16 protein-coding genes are annotated in these 15,557 nt (G+C 66.8%); 10 read left to right on the top strand and 6 right to left on the bottom strand.

What is annotated here, in order from left to right; all coding sequences use genetic code 11:
- Positions 1 to 77: 77 nt before the first annotated feature.
- Entirely contained in the window at positions 78 to 1,112 is a 1,035-nt protein-coding gene (locus AC3WOB_RS15950; RefSeq protein WP_492275569.1) for an Lnb N-terminal periplasmic domain-containing protein, read from the bottom strand.
- Positions 1,099 to 1,782: a MarC family NAAT transporter gene (locus AC3WOB_RS15945; RefSeq protein ID WP_013393219.1), complete on the bottom strand. Its 684-nt coding sequence runs from the start codon at positions 1,780 to 1,782 to the stop codon at positions 1,099 to 1,101. Before AC3WOB_RS15945 ends, AC3WOB_RS15950 begins: the two co-directional genes overlap by 14 nt.
- A gap of 154 nt (positions 1,783 to 1,936) precedes the next feature.
- Between AC3WOB_RS15945 and AC3WOB_RS15940 the strand changes: the two genes are divergently transcribed.
- Positions 1,937 to 2,575, top strand: a complete 639-nt coding sequence (locus AC3WOB_RS15940) for a TetR/AcrR family transcriptional regulator (RefSeq protein ID WP_013393218.1) — start codon at positions 1,937 to 1,939, stop codon at positions 2,573 to 2,575.
- Here the strand turns inward: AC3WOB_RS15940 and AC3WOB_RS15935 are convergent.
- Positions 2,536 to 3,801 (bottom strand): MFS transporter, encoded by a 1,266-nt coding sequence (locus AC3WOB_RS15935; protein WP_492275568.1) that lies wholly within the window; start codon positions 3,799 to 3,801, stop codon positions 2,536 to 2,538. The two genes, AC3WOB_RS15940 and AC3WOB_RS15935, sit on opposite strands and share 40 nt — an antisense overlap.
- 105 nt (positions 3,802 to 3,906) lie before the next feature.
- Here AC3WOB_RS15935 and AC3WOB_RS15930 point away from each other — a divergent pair, with 105 nt between their 5' ends.
- The gene (locus AC3WOB_RS15930; RefSeq protein WP_492275567.1) at positions 3,907 to 4,860 is read left to right on the top strand and encodes a LysR family transcriptional regulator; all 954 of its coding nucleotides are present in this window, start codon (positions 3,907 to 3,909) and stop codon (positions 4,858 to 4,860) included.
- A gap of 118 nt (positions 4,861 to 4,978) precedes the next feature.
- Positions 4,979 to 5,782, top strand: coding sequence for an N-formylglutamate deformylase (hutG, locus tag AC3WOB_RS15925; RefSeq protein ID WP_492275566.1), 804 nt, complete (start codon positions 4,979 to 4,981; stop codon positions 5,780 to 5,782).
- Here hutG and AC3WOB_RS15920 read toward each other — a convergent pair.
- From AC3WOB_RS15920 to AC3WOB_RS15910, 3 genes are read right to left on the bottom strand one after another with little or no spacing between them, the layout of a single operon-like run.
- Entirely contained in the window at positions 5,763 to 6,206 is a 444-nt protein-coding gene (locus AC3WOB_RS15920; protein ID WP_492275565.1) for a MaoC family dehydratase, read from the bottom strand. The two genes, hutG and AC3WOB_RS15920, sit on opposite strands and share 20 nt — an antisense overlap.
- A gap of 22 nt (positions 6,207 to 6,228) precedes the next feature.
- Positions 6,229 to 7,473, bottom strand: coding sequence for a CaiB/BaiF CoA transferase family protein (locus AC3WOB_RS15915; protein WP_492275564.1), 1,245 nt, complete (start codon positions 7,471 to 7,473; stop codon positions 6,229 to 6,231).
- A gap of 9 nt (positions 7,474 to 7,482) precedes the next feature.
- On the bottom strand, positions 7,483 to 8,463 hold the full coding sequence (locus AC3WOB_RS15910) for a Bug family tripartite tricarboxylate transporter substrate binding protein (protein ID WP_492275563.1): 981 nt from the start codon (positions 8,461 to 8,463) through the stop codon (positions 7,483 to 7,485).
- A gap of 116 nt (positions 8,464 to 8,579) precedes the next feature.
- Here AC3WOB_RS15910 and AC3WOB_RS15905 point away from each other — a divergent pair, with 116 nt between their 5' ends.
- The 7 genes from AC3WOB_RS15905 to AC3WOB_RS15875 all read left to right on the top strand — a co-directional run bounded on the left by AC3WOB_RS15905 (position 8,580) and on the right by AC3WOB_RS15875 (position 15,541).
- Positions 8,580 to 9,545: a LysR family transcriptional regulator gene (locus tag AC3WOB_RS15905; protein ID WP_492275562.1), complete on the top strand. Its 966-nt coding sequence runs from the start codon at positions 8,580 to 8,582 to the stop codon at positions 9,543 to 9,545.
- Positions 9,546 to 9,711: 166 nt separating this feature from the next.
- Entirely contained in the window at positions 9,712 to 10,893 is a 1,182-nt protein-coding gene (locus AC3WOB_RS15900; protein WP_492275561.1) for an ABC transporter substrate-binding protein, read from the top strand.
- A gap of 86 nt (positions 10,894 to 10,979) precedes the next feature.
- Positions 10,980 to 11,837 (top strand): branched-chain amino acid ABC transporter permease, encoded by an 858-nt coding sequence (locus tag AC3WOB_RS15895; RefSeq protein ID WP_492275560.1) that lies wholly within the window; start codon positions 10,980 to 10,982, stop codon positions 11,835 to 11,837.
- The gene (locus AC3WOB_RS15890; RefSeq protein WP_492275559.1) at positions 11,834 to 12,850 is read left to right on the top strand and encodes a branched-chain amino acid ABC transporter permease; all 1,017 of its coding nucleotides are present in this window, start codon (positions 11,834 to 11,836) and stop codon (positions 12,848 to 12,850) included. Before AC3WOB_RS15895 ends, AC3WOB_RS15890 begins: the two co-directional genes overlap by 4 nt.
- Positions 12,847 to 13,602, top strand: a complete 756-nt coding sequence (locus AC3WOB_RS15885; RefSeq protein WP_492275558.1) for an ABC transporter ATP-binding protein — start codon at positions 12,847 to 12,849, stop codon at positions 13,600 to 13,602. Before AC3WOB_RS15890 ends, AC3WOB_RS15885 begins: the two co-directional genes overlap by 4 nt.
- Entirely contained in the window at positions 13,599 to 14,306 is a 708-nt protein-coding gene (locus AC3WOB_RS15880; RefSeq protein WP_013393206.1) for an ABC transporter ATP-binding protein, read from the top strand. Before AC3WOB_RS15885 ends, AC3WOB_RS15880 begins: the two co-directional genes overlap by 4 nt.
- A complete protein-coding gene (locus tag AC3WOB_RS15875) occupies positions 14,303 to 15,541 on the top strand; it encodes a thiolase family protein (protein WP_492275557.1) in 1,239 nt (412 codons plus the stop codon). The genes AC3WOB_RS15880 and AC3WOB_RS15875 overlap by 4 nt, the downstream gene beginning before the upstream one ends.
- The last annotated feature ends 16 nt before the right edge of the window (positions 15,542 to 15,557 follow it).

Below are 15,557 nucleotides of genomic sequence, written 5' to 3'. Positions count from 1 at the left end.
CTTGACGCCCGCGCAACCCGCGCACGCCAGTAGGCCCAGGATCGCGCAGCCTTTCGCGCCGGCACGCCAGAGCCCGATCATTGCGCGGCCCCCGCTTTCGCCGGCTGGCGGATGGTCCGCGAAAACTCGACCGGATCCGGACCAGGCAAGGCGGGCTTGCCGAGGTAGGCCTGTTGGCGCAGCGTGGCCAGGGGTTTGCCGGTGTCCAGCCCCCTCTGTTCGTAGAGGTATTCCGGCAGATAGCCGGACAGCAGGATGCGGTAGTCCATGGGCAGGCCCGGCACGATCGCGCGCACCATGGCGTAGACCAGCGTGGTGCAGTTGGCCGTCACCGTGTGATAGAAGCGCGGCCGGTCGGCCAGTTCATTCGCGGTGCGCACATAGGACAAGAACAATTCGCGCATGGCGGGCACCGGCATGTCGACCGGATACCGGTACACGCGCTCGGCGCGCGGCCCGGCGCGCACGTAGAGGATGTCGCGTTCCTGGGCGGCGATCACGCTCAGTTCGAACTGCTTGAAGAAGCCGCCGATCTCCGAGAACTGTTCGCCGCGCTCCTTGCGGATCTCGACCGAGAACACGACGTGGCGGCCGTCGCTGAAGCCAAAGGAAACCAGCGTGTGGGCGATGGCCGGGCTGCCCCAGTACGACAGCACCATGTCCACCGAGGTCAGCTCGTTCAAGTTGTATTGCTGGCTTTCCCAGCGCGCCGTGTAGCGCGTATCGGTATCGGCCTGCCAATCGAAGTTGCGCACGCTGTCCAAGGTGACGATGGATCCGGAAACGCTGCCGCGCAGCGTGCGCGCCACGTCGTCTGCCCAGATCCGGTCGTTGGAGGGCGCCAGCGTCTGCCACCACACACACAACGCGGCCATGCCGAACAGCCAGGTCCAGATGGCGCGCCGCGTGCGTCCACGCCACAGCGCGACGACCGCATACAGGCATAGCGCGGCCCAGGCCAGCGCCGCCGCGCCTTGCGCGACCTGCCCGCCCGGCACGCGGTAAGCCAACGCCAGGCAGCCCCACAGGCTGGAAAAAATCAGCGTCAGGCTGAAGGCGATGCGCCCGGTGGTTGCCAACCAGCCGCGCCGGACAGGATTAGATGCCGCCATGCTGCTGCACGATTTCCAGAACGCCGTTGATCACGAACTGCACCGCCATGCACACCAACAGGAAGCCCATGATGCGGGAAATGGCCTCCACCCCGCCCTGGCCAATCACCGCCACGATGCGTCCGGCTGAACGCAGGCAGATCCAGAACAGCAGGCCCAGCAGGGAGAACACGAGGATGGGCGTCACCGCCAGCACCCAGGCCGCGTAGGTCTGCGACACCGACGCGTCGAGGGTCGCCGCGCCGCTGATGATCATGGCGATCGTGCCCGGCCCGGCCGTCCCCGGCATCGCCAACGGCACGAAGGCGATGTTGGGGGTCTGGCGGTTGGCCTGGGCGTCCGCCACGTCGGCTTCGGACGCGGTAGACGGCGCGGACGGGAACAGCATGCTGAAACCGATGCTGGCCACGATCAGGCCGCCGGCGATACGCAGCCCCGGGATCGAGATGCCGAAGGTATGCATGATCCAGGCGCCGGCGTAGTAGGTCACCACCATGATGCCGACCACGTAGAACGCCGCCTGCTTGACCTGGCGTTCGCGCTCCTTGTAGGGAATCTGCTGGCCCAGGGACAGCAGCAGCGTCATGGAGGTCAGGGGATTGGCCAGCGGCAGCATCAGGGCCAGCCCCAGGCTGACGAGTTTTCCCAGTTGAAGCAGGTCGTCGATCATAGCGATGTGCGCCGCGAGCGCCGTTGTTGCAGGGCGTCACAGCGATTTGGATGATGTTGCGTCAGCGTAATGTACTATACATTACACAATTTCAGCCAGACACGCCGCCGGACATAGGGAGTCAGCGGCCGATTACGGCCACGGGGGGAACGAAGTGCACACCATTCCAGACGATACGACGCCGCGCGCGCTGACCAGCCGGGGCGAAGCGCGCCGTGAGCGCCTGCTCGAAGCCGCCACGCAGTCATTGCTGGAACACGGCTACGCGCAAACGTCCATCCAGCGCATCGTGCGCCAGGCGGGCGGATCCGCGGCCACCGCTTACCAGTTGTTCGGCAACAAAGAAGGTCTGCTGGTCGCGGTGCTGGAACATGAATTGAACGGCATGCGCGCAGCGGTGTTTGCGGATGCCATGCTGGACCAGCCCGTGGGTCCAGCCCTGCACGAACTGGCGCGACGTCTCCTGAGCTACTCCGTGCAGCCCAAATCGGTCGCGCTCTACCGCCTGGTCATCTCGGAATCGCATCGCCTGCCGCAACTGGCCGAGTCCCTGCGGCTGGCAGTGGAAATGCAGCTCCACGCCCCTCTGGAGCAATGCCTGCAACGGGCTTGCGAGCGCGGCGAATTGCACATCGACGATCCGCGCCTGGCGGCGCGCACCCTGGGCAACCTGATCAACGGCATCGCCTCGCTCGCCCGGCTGACCGGCGGCCGTGCCGAAGGCCCGGACGAGGACCATCTGGCGACCTGCCGCTACGGCGTGGACACCCTGTTGCGCGCCTTCCGCGCGTAGCCGCCGCGCATTTCGCCCCACCCTGCCCGCGCCAGCATCAGCGCCGGCCACAGCATGCAGGCAGCCGCCAGCCACAGATTGGCCCGCAGCCCCAGCGCGTCCACGCTGGGCACGCCCAGCAGCGAACCGGCCGCGATGCCCAGGTTGAACACTGCGACGAACAGCGCGGTGGCGGCCTCGACCGCGTCCGGCGCCGCCTTCATCATCCAGGTTTGCAGCGACACCGACACCGCGCCGTAGGCCAGGCCCCACAGCAACAGCAAGGCGGCCGCCGCCGGGCGTAGCTGCCCCAGCATGGCCAGCAGCAGCAAGATCAGCAACAGGCTGGCCGCGATCGCAAGCAGGGTCGCGGCGGGACGTTTCGCAGCCGCTGCCCCGCCCAGGAAGTTGCCCGCCACGCCCGCCGTGCCATAGGCAAAGAGCAGCGGCCCGATCCAGCTTTCCCCGAACGCCGCGTGGATCTGCAGCAAGGGACGGACAAAGGTGTAGGCCATGAAATGGCCGGCGACCAGGAACAGCGTGATGAGGAGGCCCAGCCGCAAGCCCGGATTGGCCAGTTGCGACAGCAGTTGGCGCGGCCGCAGCGAGTGCGCCGCGGGCAGCGGCGGCAGACTCAGCAGATTCATCAGCAGCACGCCGGCGCACAGCGCCGCCATGACGCCGAAGGCTGCGCGCCAGCCGGCCAGCTCGCCGATGAAGGCGCCCAACGGCACGCCCAGCACCGACGCCACCGCGACCCCGCCGAAGATGATGGAGGTGGCCAGTCCCACTGCGCCCGGCCCGACCAGCCTGCCCGCCAGCCCGCCCGCGACCGCCCAGATGCCGCCGATGCAGAAACCCACCAGGACCCGCGCCGCCAGGAACCACGGCATGCTGGGCGCCCAGGCGCTGGCCGCGTTGGCGCAGACCAGCAGCGCCAGCAAGCCGCACAGGATCGCGCGGCGGTCGGCGCTCTTCGCGCCGAGAACGACCAGCGGCGCGAACAGCGCCGCCAGGATGGCGGGCACGAACAACATGAAGCCGCCCATGCCCACCGAGACGTCGAGCGTTGCCGTGATGGGAACGAACAGTCCTACCGGCAGCATTTCGGTGGTGACCACGCAAAAGGTCGCCATGCCCACGGCGATGACGCCCAGCCACGCGCGCCATCCGGTGCTTTCGGCCTGCGGTGAGGCGCTAGGAGAGCCAGGAGTGGGCAAGTCTTGCAACGTGGTGCCGCGGGTCATGATGGGAGATTCCAGATAAGGCCCATGCCGGGCCGATCCCTAGGCAGTCTACTGTCTCCATTTCGCTGATAAAGTAGGCTAGTGAATAAACAAAAGGGACGAATCGTGCACAATTCATCCTACCCGGCCGCCCGCCTGGACCACATTGGCGACCTGCTTGCATTCGTGCGCGTGGCCGACACGCAGAGCTTTACCGCTGCGGCGGAAAAGCTGGGTCTGTCGCGTTCGGCCATCGGCAAGTGCATCGCGCGCCTGGAACTCGGCCTGGGCGCGCGCCTGCTTCATCGCAGCACGCGCAGCGTCAGTCTGAGCGACGAAGGCCGCGTCTTTTACGAACACGCGCAGCGCATCCTGTCCGAGGTGGACAACGCCACCGACGCCATGGCCAGCCGCAAGCAGGCGCCGCGCGGCCGGCTGCGCATCGATCTGCCGGTGTCGCTGGGGCGCTTGCACATCATGCCGCTGCTGCGCGACTACCTGCGGGACTGGTCCGAGGTCGAGGCGGACGTCAGCTTTTCCGACGACTACATCGACCTGGTGCGCGACGGCGTGGACGTGGCCATCCGCATCGGCGGCGAAACCGACAGCCGGCTGGTGCGGCGGGTGTTGGCGCCGCACCGCCTGATCGCCTGCGCTGCGCCCGGCTACCTGGACCGCCACGGCGCGCCCGCCAATCCGGATGACCTGGCCAGCCACCAGACCCTGGCCTACACCCACGCCGGCGCGCTGGTGCCCTGGCGTTTTGCCGTCAACGGCCAGGAACGCGCCGTGCACGTGGCCGGCCGCATGCGGCTGGGCAACACGGAGGCACTGCGCGACGCCGCGCTGGCAGGCGAAGGCATCGCCCAGCTGGGCGCCTTCCTGGTGGGCGAAGATCTGCGCGCCGGCCGGCTGACGCCGGTGCTGGAATCCGTGGCGCCTGCCGGCGCACCGGTCTGCGCGGTCTATCCGCACCGCCGTCATTTGGCGCCCAAGGTGCGGGTCCTGATCGACGCCATCGCCAGCAAATGGAGCAGCGGCGCACCCTGGGCCAGCGACGCGGCGCCGCCGCGGGCGTAGACATGCGCCCGATCCACTATGATTGCCGGCATTGCCCCAGACGGCGCAATACCGGATACCCAGGGACGCTGCCAGGCATGCCCTTGCCTGCGCCCCGCCATTTCCCCCGGAGTTTTACTTGAGCGACATCTATCAATTCAGCCGCGGCACGGCGCCGCTGCTGATCTCCATTCCCCACCTGGGCAGCATGATTCCCGACTCGCAGCGCGCGCAGATGACGCCGCTGGGCCTGCAATCGGGCGATACCGACTGGCATCTGGACACGCTGTATCAATTCGCCCAGGCGCTGGGCGCGTCGGTCATCGGCGCGCGCTATTCGCGCTACGTGGTGGACCTGAACCGCCCACCCAACGATGAAAGCCTGTATCCCGGCCAGACCAAGACCGGCCTGTGCCCGACCCAGACGTTTCGTGGCGACGCTCTCTACCGCAACGAGGCCGTCCTGACCGACGCCGAGCGCGAACATCGCCTGCAGACCTACTGGAAGCCCTACCACGCCAAGCTGTGCGAGGAAATCGACCGCATCAAGGCTGAACACGGCACCGTGCTGCTGTGGGAAGCGCACTCGATCGCCAGCGTGCTGCCGCGCCTGTTCGAAGGCAAACTACCCGACCTGAACATCGGCACGGCCGACAGCGCAGCCTGCGCGCCCGATATCCTGGCAACAGTCGAAAGCCGGCTGCGCGACAACTCCGCCTACACCTGGGCGGTGAACGGCCGCTTCAAGGGCGGCTACATCACGCGCCACTACGGCAAGCCCGCGGACAACGTCCACGCGATCCAGCTGGAAATGTGCCAGTCCACCTACATGGACGAAACCCATCCCTACGCCTATCGCCCCGAACTGGCGGACAAGGTCATCCCGCTGGTCGAAAGCATGGTGCAGTCGGCGTTGACGCAGACTACGGCGCGCCAGCGCTAAGGTTGCTTCCCGCCAAAGCCACGCGTATCTTGAAATCGAGCATCAGCACTTTTTGCTGATCCGCGCCGATACAGTGACCCTGGTACCGGCCGCCTGTGAACGGCGTGCCGGCGACCGCCGCGCTTTCAAGCAGTTCGAGTTCCAGTCCCAGCGCATCTCCTGGATATGCCGGACGCAGGAACTTCGTTTCCACCTTCAGCAGCAGCATGGGGTTGCCGGCAAACTGGCGCGTGAATGTCGCCATGGCCCCGCCCAATACATGGATGCCGGCCAGCGGCACGTCCGCAAAGCCCGATTGCAAGGCCAGGTCCCGCGAGCTATGCACCGGATGGCCGCCGCCGACCGCCTGGAGATAGCCGTCGTGCAGCGCATTCGAAAGCGTGAAGGCGCCGCTGAAGCGTGGCGGCAGCAATGGAATCGTCATGTCGTCCTCCCTGCGCGCTGTCCTAGATGATGTTGCGCTCGCGCAGGTCCGCCTGCTGCGCCCGCGACAGGCCCAGTTCCTGCCCATAGATTTCGTCGTTATGCTGGCCGACGCCAGGCCCGGTCCGCCAGATCCGGCCCGGCGTCGCCGAGAACCGGGGCACCACGTTCTGCATGCTGACGGAGCCCAGTTCCTCGTCCTCGACGCGCACCAGGACCTGGCGCTCGATGAAATGCGGGTCCGCCACGATGTCGGCGATGTCGTAGATGGGACTGAAGCTGACCTCGTGCCGCATCAGGATGTCGGACGCCTCGCCGAGCGCATGCGCGCGGAACCAGTTTTCCATGATGGCCTCGATCTCGGCGCGGTTCTGGATGCGCGCGGTATTGGTGCTGAACAAGGGATCATCCAGCAGATCGGCGCGCCCGATGGCGTGGGCCAGCCGCCGGAACACGGTGGGCGCGCTGACGGCCAGCACCACCCATTTGTCATCGCGGGTCTTGTACACGCTGCTGGGCGCCGAATAGGCATTGAGATTTCCCTGGCGCGAACGCGCTACGCCTAGCTGGTCATATTCGATCGGCATGAAATCCAGCACCCGCAGCATCGCCTCCGTGGCGGAAAGATCGATTTCCTGCCCTTCCCCGTGCTTCTGCCGGTGCAGCAGCGCCGCCGTGATGGCGTAGGCGCCGAACACGCCGGTCAAGGCGTCGGACACCGGAAAGCCCGGATATAGCGGCGGGCCGTCCTTTTCGCCGCACAGGTTCACGAAGCCCGACATGGCCTCGAAGATCCGGGCAAAGCCGGGCCGCGACCGGTAGGGCCCGGTCTGGCCGAAGCCGGTCACGCGCAGCACGATCAGGTCGGGCCGCAAGGCGCGCAAACGCGCCATGTCCAGGCCCCAGCGGTCCAGCGTGCCCGGCCGGAAGTTCTCCACCAGCACATCGTAGCGGGGCAACAGGCGTTCGAGTATCGCCAAGCCTTCCGGCTGGCGCAGATCCAGCGTGATGCCGCGCTTGTTGCGGTTAGCGACTTTCGACCAGAGCGCCACGCCGCTTTTGTGCGGCGGCAACTGACGTATGTGGTCGCCGTCGCCCGGCAGCTCGATCTTCAGGACTTCCGCTCCCAGGTCCGCCATCAGCGTGGCCGAGAACGGGCCCGCCACCACCGTGGAAATATCCAGCACCCGCACGCCCGCCAACGGCCCCGCGCACGGGCCTGGAGCGGCCTGATCCGCGTCCGGCTTTTTCGCTTGCTCGGCATTCATCGTCTTTCCTCAGTCCATCGAAACATTGGCTTGCCTGGCCACGTCGCCCCAGGTCCGGATCTCGGCCTGGATGAAGCCGGCAAAATCCGCGGCCGTGCCGCCCACAGGGATAGACCCCTCAGACAACAGGCGCCGGTTGATTTCCGGACTTTGCAGCGCCTGGTTCACGGCGGCATTGATTTTTTCGACAACGGCCTGGGGCGTGCCGCGAGGCGCAAACAGGCCGTTCCAGCCGGACGCGACGAAACCCTTTGCGCCGGCTTCGGCCATGGTCGGCGCGTTGGGCAGGGTCTGCGATCGTTTGCCGCTGGTCACGGCAAGCGGCACGAGCTTGCCCGCAGCGATATAGGGAGCCGTGGTCAGGATCACGTCGAAAGCCAGATCCACCTGTCCGCCCAGCAGGTCCGCCATGGCTGGCCCCGCCCCCTTGTAAGGAACCCCCAGCATCGATGTACCCGTGTCCGACTGCAGCTTCTCGAACAGCATGTGCGCAGCGGTACCCACCCCGGCGGTGGCCACGGAAATCTGGCCGGGCCTTTCCTTGGCTTGCCTGAGCAGATCCGCCAGCGAGGTGATTTTCTTGGAAGGATGAGCGACCAGCACGTAGGGCTGGTCGACCACGTGCACGACGGGTTCGAAATCGGCCACCGCGTCGTAGGCGAGATTCTTGTAGATGTTCGGACCGATGCCATGCGTGGCGACGGTCCCCCACAGCAAGGTGTATCCGTCGTTGCGCGCCCGGGCGACTTGATACGTGCCGATGGTGCCGCCCGCGCCAGCCTTGTTTTCCACCACGACGGGACGGCCGATGGCGGCCTCGATGCGCGGGGCGAACAGGCGGGCCATCACGTCGGTGGCGCCGCCAGGCGGGAACGGAACAATGATGGTGACCGGCTTGGCGGGCCAGGCCGCTTCGGCCCGCACGGCGCCGCACAAGCCGCCCAGCATCAACATCGCGGCCAGGGGCGCGAACAGATTCTTGAGTTTCATGGTGGTCTCCTCCGGTGCAGTGGCTATTTTGCTTTCACTGCTGGCCCTAGGATAAGGAGGCAACGCTTAACTGATAACTGAAATAAACTCAAATGGTGATAACTTTTGGGTAAGCCATGAGCACCGATCCGCAGCCTCAAGGCAGTTCCAAGCTCCTGGGCCGCCTGCGCCTGAAGCAGTTCGAACTGATCAAAGGCGTCTCGGAAGGACTGTCGTTTCGCCAACTGGCGGACCAGATGTCCCTGTCCCAACCGGCTATCAGCAAGATGGCCCGGGAAATGGAAGACACCCTGGGGGCCGCCGTCTTCGAACGGCGGCGCGAAGGGGTCTCGTTGACCCCCTTCGGGGAATCGCTGACGCATGACGCCAGGCTGATCGTCAACAAGCTGGCGCGACTGGAATCGGAGCTGGCGGAACTGCGCCGTAATCCCATCCGCACGCTGCGGGCCGGAGCCCCGTCCTACACCGGCATGTCCCTGCTGTCCCGCCCCGTGGCCCTGATCGCGGCGCGGCACCAGCAGGCGCACGTGGAAATCATCGACGGCATTGCCGTCAGGCTGTTCGACATGCTGATGGCCGGGGAACTGGATTTCGTCATCGGCAGCCTGCCGGGCAGGAATCTCAGGGATGACGAAGCGGCCTTGCTGCATGTGGAGGTTCTCTATCCGGATGAGCTGAGTTTCGTCGCCCACCCGGACACGATCCAGGGAGGCAGGCAGGTCCCCATCGAAGAGCTGCTGCAATACTCCTGGGTCATGCCGTCGAAAGACTCCCTGGTGCGCAATGCCTTGCGCACCGCCCTGCTCAAGCTGCGGCTGCCGGTGCCGCCCGCGACGGTCGAATCCAGCCCGCCGTTCATCGGCGCGGTGGTGGCGGAACAGCCCGGCTTCATCGGCTTGCTGCGGTCGGACTCTGCCGCTTATCTGGCCCAACGCCTGAACCTGACGCTGCTGGACGTGAGCCCCCGCATCCCGCTCCCGCCGGTGGCCATCTTCCGGCTGCGGGATTCCGAACCGTCCGAACTGGCGGTCGAGTTGTTCGCGCTGGTGCGCGAAAGCGTCCAGACGCTATTCCAGGGTTAAGGCCTTTCGACCAACCCCGCCCCAGCGCCCTGCGGCCCTGGGGCTTTTTTTCGCCCTTGTGGCTCGGGTATACCCCAATTTTTCACATCACAATCTCAATCGTAGTATTTCAACTGAGCTACGTAAAACATTACGAGCCATAATGAAAAATACGTGGAGACAAGAAATGAAGACATGGAGTCACGCCGCCAGCGGCGCGCTGGCGTTGTGCGCCCTGTTCACGACAGGGGCGCACGCCGCCGATCCCGACACGTTCAAGATCGGCGGCGTGGTATCGCTGTCGGGGACCTACGGCATCTTTGGCGAAGACATGCGCAAAGGCGTCACCATCGCCATCGAACAGCGCGGCGGCAAAGTGCTGGGCAAACCCATCCAGGTCACCTGGGAGGACGACGAAACCAAGCCGCAGCCCGCGGTGCAGAAGACCACCCGGCTGATCTCCGACGGATCGCAGATGATCTTCGGCGCGGTCAGCTCGGCCAGCACGCTGGCCATCATGAACATCGCCAAGCAGCGCAAGATCCCCCATCTGGTCACCATGTCGGCCGACGACAAGATCACGGTGCCGGGCGGTTCGCGCTACACCTTCCGCACCTCCAACACGCTGGGCATGGAGCAGCGCATGGCGCTGGCCTATTCCAAGGAGCAGAAGCTCAAGCGGATCTACGGCGTCACGGCCGACTACCAGGCCACGCGCGACAGCTGGGACTGGTACCGGCGCGAGGCCGAGAAGGCTGGCATCGAGATCGTGGGCGCCGACTTCCCGCCGCTGGGCAACCGCGACTATTCGTCCATCGCCGACAAGATCGCGCGCTCCAACGCCGACGGCGTGGCGCTGTTCATGACGGGCTCGGACGCCGTCACCATGGTCAAGCAGGCCGGCCAGATCGAATTGGGCAAGACGCGCAAGATCTTCGGCCCGGTCATCGCCGACGAAACCATGGCGGCCGGGGTGGGACCCACCGCGGTCGGCGTGCAGTCGGGCGTGAGATATCACTTCACCGTCGAGAACGACGCCAACAAGGCCTTCGTCGAGGCTTTCCGCAAGAAATACAACGAGTTCCCCTCGGCCGCCGCGGGCGAAGCCTACGACGGCATGAGCTGGTGGCTGGACGTGGTCGACAAGACCGGCACCTGGGACAAGGAAAAGTGGGTCGAGGCGTTTGCCGCCAGCGAGCGCGACAACTCGGTGGAAGGCAAGAAGACCATGCGCGCTTGCGACCACCAGGCCATGCAGAACGGCCTGTGGGGCGTGGTGGACACGGGCAAGCCGCCGCAGCCGGCCTACGTCATGGACATCGTCAAGGTGTTTCCGCCGGACCAGGTGTTCGAACCCTGCGCGGGCTGAAGCCGCCGCGCCATGCACCCGCCGGTCCCCCGCGGACCGGTCTTCCACCCGGCGCGCCTGGGCGCGCCGCCTGACGGATTTCTGCCATGTCCACCGTGATCATCGGCCTGAGCCTGGGAATGCTGCTGTTCCTGCTGGCGTCCGGCCTTACGCTTATCTTCGGCATGCTGGGCGTCATCAATTTCGCCCATGGCGCGCTGTACATGCTGGGCGCCTACCTGGCCTTCGACATCCAGCTGCGCACCGGTTCCTTCATTGCCGGCCTGGTCGTGGCGACGGTGGGCGTCGGCCTGGTCGGCGTGGCGATGGAACGGCTGGCCCTGCGGCCGCTGTACAACCGCCCGCATTTCTATCAACTGATCCTGACCTTCGGCTTCATCCTCGTCATCAGCGAGGCCGTGAAGTTCGTCTGGGGCCTGGGCTACCAGGAAACGCCGATGCCGGCGCTGCTGTCAGGCACGGTCGAGCTGGCCGGCAGCACCATCCCGGTCTATCGCCTGTTCGTCATCGCCTTCGGCCTGGCGGTATCGGCGGCGCTGTTCTTCGTGCTGGAGAAAAGCACCTTCGGCATGCTGGTGCGCGCCGCCAGCAGCGACGGCGAGATGGTGCGCATCCTGGGCCTGCCCGCCGCCGCCATCCGCAGCGCGGTGTTCGGCGTGGGCGCGGCGCTGGCCGGGCTGGCGGGCGCCATCTCCGCGCCGCTCTTCCCGATCGAGCTGGGCATGGCCACCAACACCATCATTGACTGCTTCATCGTGGTGATCCTGGGCGGACTGGGCAACATCCGCGGCGTGGTCGCCGCGTCGCTCTTGATCGGCATGGTGCGCGCGGTGGGCTACACCTTCATGCCCAGCTGGGTCGACATCCTGACCTTCGCCATGCTGATTGCCACCCTGCTCACCCGTCCGCAAGGACTGTTCTCCCGCCAAGCGAGGCTGGCATGACGACTTCCCGCCAAGACGCCGCCATCGCGGCCGGCGTGGCCGCCGCGGTGATCGCGGTGCCCTTCTGCACGCAAAACGATTTCCTGTTGAACCTGAGCATCCTGATCATGGTGTGGTCCATCTTTGCCGTGGGCTTCGACCTGGTGTTCGGCCTGCTGGGCATGGTGTCCTTCGGCCATGCGGCCTTCCTGGGCACGGGCGGCTATGCGCTGGCGCTGGCCACGCAACGCTACGGCCTGCCGTTCGAAGCGGGTCTGGCGCTGGCCATCGTGGCGGGCGCGGCCTGCGCCTGGATCTTCAGTGTGTTCGCGCTGCGGGTCTCGGGGATCTTCTTCGCGCTGGTCACGTTGGCGCTGTCGCAGCTCATGTACATCCTGGCCGACAGCAAGCTGCGCGAATGGACCGGCGGCGCCGACGGCCTACCCGGCATCGGCAGGCCGGAACTCGCGGGCATCGACTTCTTCGATACCGTGAACTTCTATTGGTACGTCGCCGCCGTCTTCGCCCTGGTGATGGCGCTGATGGCGATGCTGCGCGCCTCGCCCTTCGGCCGCGCGGTCGCGGGCGTGCGCCAGAACGAAATCCGCGCCGCCCAGCTGGGCTACAACGTGCAGCGCCTGAAGCAGGTCACCTTTCTGGTTTCGGGCGCGGTCGGCGGCCTGGCGGGCGGACTGCTGGCCGCGGTGCTGATGTACATGAACCCGCAGATGCTGCACTGGACCACCTCCGGCGACGTCATCATCATGACCTTGCTGGGCGGCGCGGGCACGCTGTGGGGACCGGTGGCCGGCGTGCTGCTGTTCGAAGCCCTGAAGGAATGGCTCAGCGGCTGGACGCCCTATTGGTACGGCATCCTGGGCCTGGTCTTCATCCTGGCCACGCTGTATTTCCCGCAAGGGGTGCTGGGCGCGCTGCAGGCCCGCTGGGGCCGCCAGCGCCCCGCGGCGCCCGTCCCCGCCAGTCCGGCCGCGCCCAGCGTGCCGCTGGCCCCGCGCGAAGGGAGCCCGTCATGAGCGACATCGCCTTGCAATGCGAACGGGTCAGCGTCACCTTCGGCGCGCTGCGCGCCATCGAGGACTTCAGCTACGCCTTCGAAACCGGCCGCGTCTACGGCCTGATCGGTCCCAACGGCGCCGGCAAGACCACCTTGCTCAACGTGCTGTCGGGCAACCTGCCCGGCCATGGCGGCCGCATCCTGTGCCACGGCGCGGACATTTCGCGCCTGCGGGCCCATGAACGCGCCCGCCATGGCATAGGCCGCAGCTTCCAGATCACCAAGATCTTTCCCGAGATGACGGTGTTGGAGAACCTGCGCATCGCCGCGCAGATCAGCCACTCCCGCCTGCTGCCGTTCTGGCTGGCGCCGCGCTATGACCGCCGGCTGGCATCCACCATCGACGCCATGCTGGAACTGACCGACCTGACCGCCTGGCGCGACACCGTGGCAGGCACCTTGTCGTATGGCTTGCAGCGCGCGCTGGAACTGGGCCTGACCCTGTTGCCCAATCCGCGCATTTTGCTGCTGGATGAACCGCTGGCCGGCGTCGGCCATCACGAGATCGCCGACGCCACCCGCCTGATCCGCCATGCCGCCGCCGGCCGCACGGTGCTGCTGATCGAACACAACATGGACGTGATCATGACGCTGTCCGAACACATCGTGGTGCTGTCCAACGGCCGCAAGGTGGCCGAGGGGTCGCCGGCCGCCATCCGCGACGACGCCACCGTGCGCGCCGTCTACCTGGGCGAGGAGGTGGCGGCATGATCGAACTGCAACATGCCAGCGTGCACTACGGACAGGCGCTGGCGCTCAAGAACATCGGCCTGCGCGCGGCCCAGGACGAAATCGTCGCCATCGTCGGGCGCAACGGCGCCGGCAAGTCCACGGTACTCAAGACATTGATCGGTCTATTGCCGCTGTCGTCGGGTAACCGCCTGATCGCCGGCCAGGACGCCACGCGCCGCGCCGTCGAACAGATCAGCCGCGACGGCATCGCCCTGGTGCCCGACACGCGCCGCATCTTCCCCAACCTGACGGTGCGGGAGAACCTGCGCATGGGCGCGCTGGCGCACCAGCCCGGCTACTGGACCCAGGACCGCGTGCTGCAGGTCTTTCCGCGGCTGGGCGAACGCATAGGCTTCCATGGCGACCAGTTGTCCGGCGGCGAACAGCAGATGCTGGCGATCGCCCGAGCGCTGCTGGGCAATCCGCGGGTGCTGCTGCTGGACGAGCCGACCGAAGGGCTGGCGCCGCGCATCGTCAACGAACTTATCGACGTGTTCGCCGAAGTCCACCGCCAGGGCACCGGCATCGTGCTGGTCGAGCAGAACCTGAAGGTCCCCGCCCGCCTGGCGCACCGCCAGTACGTGCTGGACCACGGCGAAATCGCCTGGAGCGGGTCGGCCGCGGACGTCGAGGCCGACCGCCACATCATCGAATCCATCCTCACCACGGGCATCCAAGCATGAGCAACGACACCACCTACATCGCGGGCGTGGGCATTACCCGCTTCGACAAGCAGCCGGCCAAAAGCGTCAAGGACCTGGTGCGCGACGCGGTCACGCAGGCGCTGGCCGACGCCGGCTGCGACGCCGCCGACCTGCAGGCGGCCTACTTCGCCACCGCCGGCCAGGGTTCCATCGAAGGCCAATACATGGTGGCCGGCCAGGTGGCGCTGAAGGCCATGGGCATCGCCGGCATCCCCGTCACCAACGTGGAGAACGCCTGCGCCAGCTCCAGCACCGCGCTGAACGCCGCACATCTCTACGTGGCCTCGGGCGCGGGCGACATCTGCCTGGCCGTGGGCGTGGACAAGCTGTTTTCCGAGGACAAGACCAAGAGCTTCGCGGTATTCGACGGCGCCTGGGACGTGCACGACGCGCCGGCGCAGATGGCCCGGCTGATGGCGCTGGCGCCCGACGTGACGCCCCCGCCCGGTTTCGAGGAACCCGGCAAGCGCAGCGTGTTCATGGACATCTACGCCAGCCTGGCGCGGCTGCACATGAAGACCTTCGGCACCACCCAGCGGCAGTTGGCCGCCGTGGCCGCCAAGAACCATATGCATTCCACCCGCAATCCACTGGCCCAGTTCCAGTACCCCATGACGATAGACGAGGCCCTGGCCGCCCGGCCCGTGTCCTGGCCGCTGACCCTGCCCATGTGCGCGCCCATCAGCGACGGAGCTGCCGCCGCCATCGTTTGCAACGCGCAAGGACTGAAGCGCCTGCAACGCGCCCGCGCCGTGCGCCTGTACGCCAGCGTGCTGCGCACCGCCACGGACCGCCCGGCCGACCGCTACGACCAACACCTGTGCCATCTGGCTGCGCTGGAAGCCTATGAACGCGCCGGCGTCGGTCCGCAGGACATGTCGCTGGCGGAAGTCCACGATGCCACCGCATTCGCCGAGATCCAGCAGACCGAGGCGCTGGGCTTCTGCGCCTTCGGCGAAGGCGGACCGATGGCCGAATCCGGCGCCACCAGCCTGGGCGGCCGCATCCCCATCAACGTGTCCGGCGGCCTGTTGTCGCGCGGCCACCCCATCGGCGCGACCGGCCTGGCCCAGGTCCACGAAATGGTGATCCAGCTGCGCGGCGAGGCCGGCGCCCGCCAGGTCGAAGGCGCGCGCTTCGCCATCGCCGAGAACGGCGGCGGCTTCAACGGCGTGGAAGAAGCAGTGACCTGCATCACCCTGCTCGGCCGCTGATCCGCGCGCCCCATCA

Source organism: Achromobacter sp. FW305-C-30-7 (assembly GCF_058783105.1).
The sequence above is the reverse complement of the archived record's forward strand: the minus strand, read 5'-3'. Positions and strand labels throughout refer to the sequence as shown.

Coding starts and splice junctions, on each gene's coding strand:
- AC3WOB_RS15950 (WP_492275569.1), bottom strand. CDS start 1,112: ATGGCGGCATCTAATCCTGTCCGGCGCGGCTGGTTGGCAACCACCGGG.
- AC3WOB_RS15945 (WP_013393219.1), bottom strand. CDS start 1,782: ATGATCGACGACCTGCTTCAACTGGGAAAACTCGTCAGCCTGGGGCTG.
- AC3WOB_RS15935 (WP_492275568.1), bottom strand. CDS start 3,801: ATGACCCGCGGCACCACGTTGCAAGACTTGCCCACTCCTGGCTCTCCT.
- AC3WOB_RS15920 (WP_492275565.1), bottom strand. CDS start 6,206: ATGACGATTCCATTGCTGCCGCCACGCTTCAGCGGCGCCTTCACGCTT.
- AC3WOB_RS15915 (WP_492275564.1), bottom strand. CDS start 7,473: ATGAATGCCGAGCAAGCGAAAAAGCCGGACGCGGATCAGGCCGCTCCA.
- AC3WOB_RS15910 (WP_492275563.1), bottom strand. CDS start 8,463: ATGAAACTCAAGAATCTGTTCGCGCCCCTGGCCGCGATGTTGATGCTG.
- AC3WOB_RS15905 (WP_492275562.1), top strand. CDS start 8,580: ATGAGCACCGATCCGCAGCCTCAAGGCAGTTCCAAGCTCCTGGGCCGC.
- AC3WOB_RS15900 (WP_492275561.1), top strand. CDS start 9,712: ATGAAGACATGGAGTCACGCCGCCAGCGGCGCGCTGGCGTTGTGCGCC.
- AC3WOB_RS15895 (WP_492275560.1), top strand. CDS start 10,980: ATGTCCACCGTGATCATCGGCCTGAGCCTGGGAATGCTGCTGTTCCTG.
- AC3WOB_RS15890 (WP_492275559.1), top strand. CDS start 11,834: ATGACGACTTCCCGCCAAGACGCCGCCATCGCGGCCGGCGTGGCCGCC.
- AC3WOB_RS15885 (WP_492275558.1), top strand. CDS start 12,847: ATGAGCGACATCGCCTTGCAATGCGAACGGGTCAGCGTCACCTTCGGC.
- AC3WOB_RS15880 (WP_013393206.1), top strand. CDS start 13,599: ATGATCGAACTGCAACATGCCAGCGTGCACTACGGACAGGCGCTGGCG.
- AC3WOB_RS15875 (WP_492275557.1), top strand. CDS start 14,303: ATGAGCAACGACACCACCTACATCGCGGGCGTGGGCATTACCCGCTTC.